The organism is Terrisporobacter sp. (genome assembly GCF_017888745.1).
Taxonomy (GTDB): Bacteria; Bacillota; Clostridia; order Peptostreptococcales; family Peptostreptococcaceae; genus Terrisporobacter.
On sequence record NZ_JAGHFM010000329.1, the window covers coordinates 1 to 4,352 of the forward strand.

The 4,352-nt window shown below is 26.2% G+C and carries 3 protein-coding genes and 1 pseudogene; 1 reads left to right on the top strand and 3 read right to left on the bottom strand.

Features of this window, described 5'->3' with window-relative positions:
* Both J7G74_RS16960 and J7G74_RS14795 read right to left on the bottom strand, forming a co-directional pair.
* Positions 1 to 118 (bottom strand): annotated as a pseudogene (locus tag J7G74_RS16960) (IS982 family transposase); the annotation flags it as partial.
* Positions 119 to 422: 304 nt separating this feature from the next.
* Positions 423 to 1,748, bottom strand: a complete 1,326-nt coding sequence (locus tag J7G74_RS14795; RefSeq protein WP_297136739.1) for an MATE family efflux transporter — start codon at positions 1,746 to 1,748, stop codon at positions 423 to 425.
* 283 nt (positions 1,749 to 2,031) lie between these two features.
* Here J7G74_RS14795 and J7G74_RS14800 point away from each other — a divergent pair, with 283 nt between their 5' ends.
* Positions 2,032 to 2,658 (top strand): hypothetical protein, encoded by a 627-nt coding sequence (locus tag J7G74_RS14800; RefSeq protein ID WP_297136741.1) that lies wholly within the window; start codon positions 2,032 to 2,034, stop codon positions 2,656 to 2,658.
* Positions 2,659 to 2,794: 136 nt separating this feature from the next.
* On the opposite strand, the gene J7G74_RS14805 is transcribed toward J7G74_RS14800, so the two are convergent.
* A complete protein-coding gene (locus J7G74_RS14805; protein ID WP_297136743.1) occupies positions 2,795 to 3,973 on the bottom strand; it encodes an iron-containing alcohol dehydrogenase in 1,179 nt (392 codons plus the stop codon).
* Between the last annotated feature and the right edge of the window lie 379 nt (positions 3,974 to 4,352).

Consider the following 4,352-nt stretch of genomic DNA (forward strand, 5'->3'; position numbering starts at 1 on the left):
CTCCAGCTATACTTATAGTTATTATCTCACTATCTGAAAGTTTGCTATCCTTAATATTGCGTCTATGTCTAATACTTATAGGTATAATCTCATTGTATATATCATCAGCTATTGTAAAAATTAACTATCATAACGAGTTAAGTTTGTATTAAGTTTCACTAATTTCTTCGTAAAAAATTCGCTTAGACCATAGCGCCAACGGCTTTCCCTCATTACTTAAGTAATAAATTTTGAAACTATATTTATACATAGAACAGATAATATATGATTTTCTTACAATCAAAAAGTAGTATTGAAATAATTTTCAATACTACTTTACATTTAAATCAATATATTTAGTTTAACAAAAGTATCCCTAATAATAATACTTATTAAAATTCTATATTTAATTTTTCCTATTATTAAGAACAGTTTATATAATTTTACTTTTTATTTCTATTTAATTTTTTATATCCATAAAACCCTAAAATATCAGCCAATGCCCAGCCTATAGGTATAGAAAACCAAATTCCCCTAGGACCTAAAACTGTACTTGAAAGTAAAAAAGCTAAAATCACTCTAGTACCTAAAGATACTATAGTTAAAATTATAGACATATTAAGATTTCCAATCCCTCTATATAAACCATAAAACATAAATAAAAATCCTATTAATACATAAAAAATCGCCACTATTGATATATATTCTACACCTAAAGATATAACTTCTGTATTATTTTTATTTATAAAAAGTAACATAATATTTTCTGAGAACAATAAAATCAAAGAAGATACTATAATACAAAAAATAATAATAGTTTTTATTGCACTTTTTATACCTTCTAATATTCTTTCATCTTTTTCAGCACCTTTATTTTGTGCCACGTAAGTAGAAAATGCATTCCCAAAATCTTGTACAGGCATATAAGCAAAGGAGTCAATTTTTGCTCCTGCTGCAAAAGCCGCCATAACTGTAGCTCCAAAAGTATTTACTAATCCTTGTACAATTAATATTCCAAAATTCATTATAGATTGCTGAAGTGATGTTAAAATAGAATATTTAGCAACTAATTTAAAGTTCTCTTTTTTTATTTTTATATCTTTAATATTAAATCTTAAAAAAGATAATTTATTATAAACATATATCATAGCTAAAATAGCAGAAACTCCTTGAGCTATAATTGTAGCTAATGCTACTCCTTTTACTCCTAAACCAAATTTTATAACAAATAATAAATCCAGTACTACATTTATTATGGAAGCAATAAGCAAGAAGTATAAAGGTCTTTTAGAATCACCTACTGCTCTAAGCAAGGCTGTTGCTATATTATATATAAATGTAAATACTAATCCATAGAGAATAATAATCAAATAGTTTTTACAGTATAATAATAGTTCTTGTGGCATTTTAAATAATTTAAGTATTAAGTCTATTCCTATGATTGATATAAACATTAATATAATAGTAACTACACCAATAAAAATAATTGATGTAATTGCACTTTCTTTAAATTTATCAAATTCTTTAGCTCCATAAAATTGTGCAAATATAATACCTGCTCCCATAGCAAGGCCTATTATTATGGATGTTATAAATACTATTATTGAAAATGATGAGCCCACAGCTGCCAACGCGTCCGCTCCTATAAATTTTCCAACTACTATAGTATCTACTAGATTATATACTTGTTGAAATATATTCCCTAAAATCATAGGAAAGGCAAACCTAAGTATTAATTTACTAGGATTCCCCTGTGTCATATCTAACATATTTTATCTCCTTCAATCCCCATTATAATTTTATCCTTCAATCAAATTATAACCTTAAAAATTAAAATTGTAATGATATATGTTATAAAATAAAAAATTCGCTTCGCTTAAGCCACTGCGTGGGCGCTCCACTTCATATCGCCAACAACTTCGTCCGTTGATCAAAAAATCTAAGCTTAGAAATAATTAATTTTACTATAAAAATATTTATAATTTTTGTATTATAGGGTATTATGTTAAGGTGCATATTGTAATAAGAAAAGAAATTTATAGGAGGAAAATTATGAACTTTATAACAAAAGAAGAGTTAGAGAATAAGGATTTAGTATCTAAATTTTCTGTGGTAAATGGGAATTTAATATTAGATGATGACTATACATATAAATCTACTTTTGAGATTGGAGATATTGTAGCTCATAAAAATAATCTACAAAAAATAGGTCTTGTCTCTTTTCTAGAAGATGATGAATTAAGTATAAATTGGAGTGATAATACTGAGTCTGTAGAAAAACCTTGTGACTTAATTATTATACCTGCTACTGTAGGATTAGATTTATTAAAAGGCAGTGATATTTTAGGATTATGGGAAAATTTATCTAATGGTAAAAGTGATAGCCTTGATTTAAAATGTATTTATATAGGTGATATAGTAATAAATGAAGTGCCTTTTATTAAAGCTTACAAAAATACTGATACACTAGTGGATAAAAAATTTAAAAGAAGATTTACTCTTTATAGAAAGTTTGGTAATACTCAAATATTTAGAACTAATTTATACACTATTTACAATAATAAAATAGGATTAGATACATCTAGATATGTATACTATTTATTAGAAAACAATGTAATTTATTATTTAGGTATAGATTTAAACAAAGAAGATTTAGGTATTTATTTATTCAATAGATAAAACTAATCTAACTTCAAGTATAAAATTTAAAGGAGGCTACAAAATAAGCCTCCTTTAAATTTTATACTTTTTATATATTTGTTGTTAATTAATTTTGCTAACTTATATATTATTTTTATTGGGCTATTACTAAAAATTATCTTGCTAATTTATATATAGATAATATATCTTCCCACCCTAATCTTTTTAATCCACCAATTTTAATTTCTTCTCCATTGTTAAAATTAGCAGCTTTTTTAGCCATTATTTCTAGTTTACTGTCATCTATTCCTAATTCTTTTAAAGTTACAGGTAGTCCCATTTTTATAAAGAAGTCTTTAAGTCTATCTATTCCTTCTAATACTATACTTTCCTCATCTCTAAAACTTCCTTCAACCCCCATAACATTTACTGCAAATTGTACAAACATTGATAAGTTTGTTTTATAAACATATTTCATCCATGCAATAGTTACTACAGAAAGACCCGATCCATGAGCAACATCATATATGGCACTTAATTCATGCTCTATTTTATGAGAAGCCCAATCTTGCTCTCTTCCAAGTCCTAATAATCCATTATGAGCTATATTACCAGCAAAAGCAACTTCTGCCCATGCATTATAGTTTTTATTATCTTTTTTTAATATAAGACCATTCTTCATAATAGTTTTCAATGTAGCTTCACATAATCCATCAGTCAAGTCAGTATGTAATGTATTAGTAAAATATCTTTCCATTATATGACTCATCATATCGCAAACACCGTTAGCAATTTGATTTTCTGGTAGGCTATAATAAATTTCAGGATTTATGATGCTAAACTCTGGTCTAAGTAATTCTGCACCACAAGATAATTTAAGTTGTTTTTCTTCATTTGTAATAACAGTCCCCGTACTTGATTCACTTCCTGCTGCTGGTATAGTAAGTATAGTTGCCAATGGTAGGGCATTTTTAATTTCTATACCTTTTTCAAAGAAGTCCCAAACATCACCTTCATAATTTACGCCTATGGCTATAGCTTTGGAAGAGTCTATTACACTGCCTCCACCTACAGCTAATATAAAATCAACATTCTCTTCTTTGCAAAGTTTGATTCCTTCACGTACAAGGGATAGTCTAGGATTTGGCTTCACTCCACTAAGTTCTACAAATTCAATTCCATTTGACTTTAGTGACTCTATTACATCATTATAGACTCCATTGTTTTTTATACTTTGACCTCCAAAGTGTAAAAGTACCTTTTTTACATTACCTTTAAGATGTTTTCCCACCTCTTTATGTGTGTCTTTACCAAAGATGATTCTTGTTTTGTTATAATAATTAAAATTTAACATAATTGTGTCCTCCATTAGTTGATATCTATACTTATAAATTGTATTTATTCATATTTTCTAATGTAATAACCTACCCGTCAATAATATTCTAATTTTTGTATGTATTTACTTTACAAAATATATAAAAATATTATATAAATTTTTTTATATCAGAGTATCATAAAACATAAAAATGCATAATATTTAATAAGCTACAATTTATTTATAAGTGGTGGATATTTATTTGATATAAAATTCAACCATAGGCTAACCTGAAAGTAATCACTGTAAAAAATTTTTTTCTTTAAAGCTACTTTCTTAAATAAATAAATTGTAGTTTTCTTTTTTATTAAAAAGAGTATATTAATTTAAACTGTACCTATTTCAATATTTAATATAC

Coding starts and splice junctions, on each gene's coding strand:
- J7G74_RS14800 (WP_297136741.1), top strand. CDS start 2,032: ATGAACTTTATAACAAAAGAAGAGTTAGAGAATAAGGATTTAGTATCT.
- J7G74_RS14805 (WP_297136743.1), bottom strand. CDS start 3,973: ATGTTAAATTTTAATTATTATAACAAAACAAGAATCATCTTTGGTAAA.
- J7G74_RS14795 (WP_297136739.1), bottom strand. CDS start 1,748: ATGTTAGATATGACACAGGGGAATCCTAGTAAATTAATACTTAGGTTT.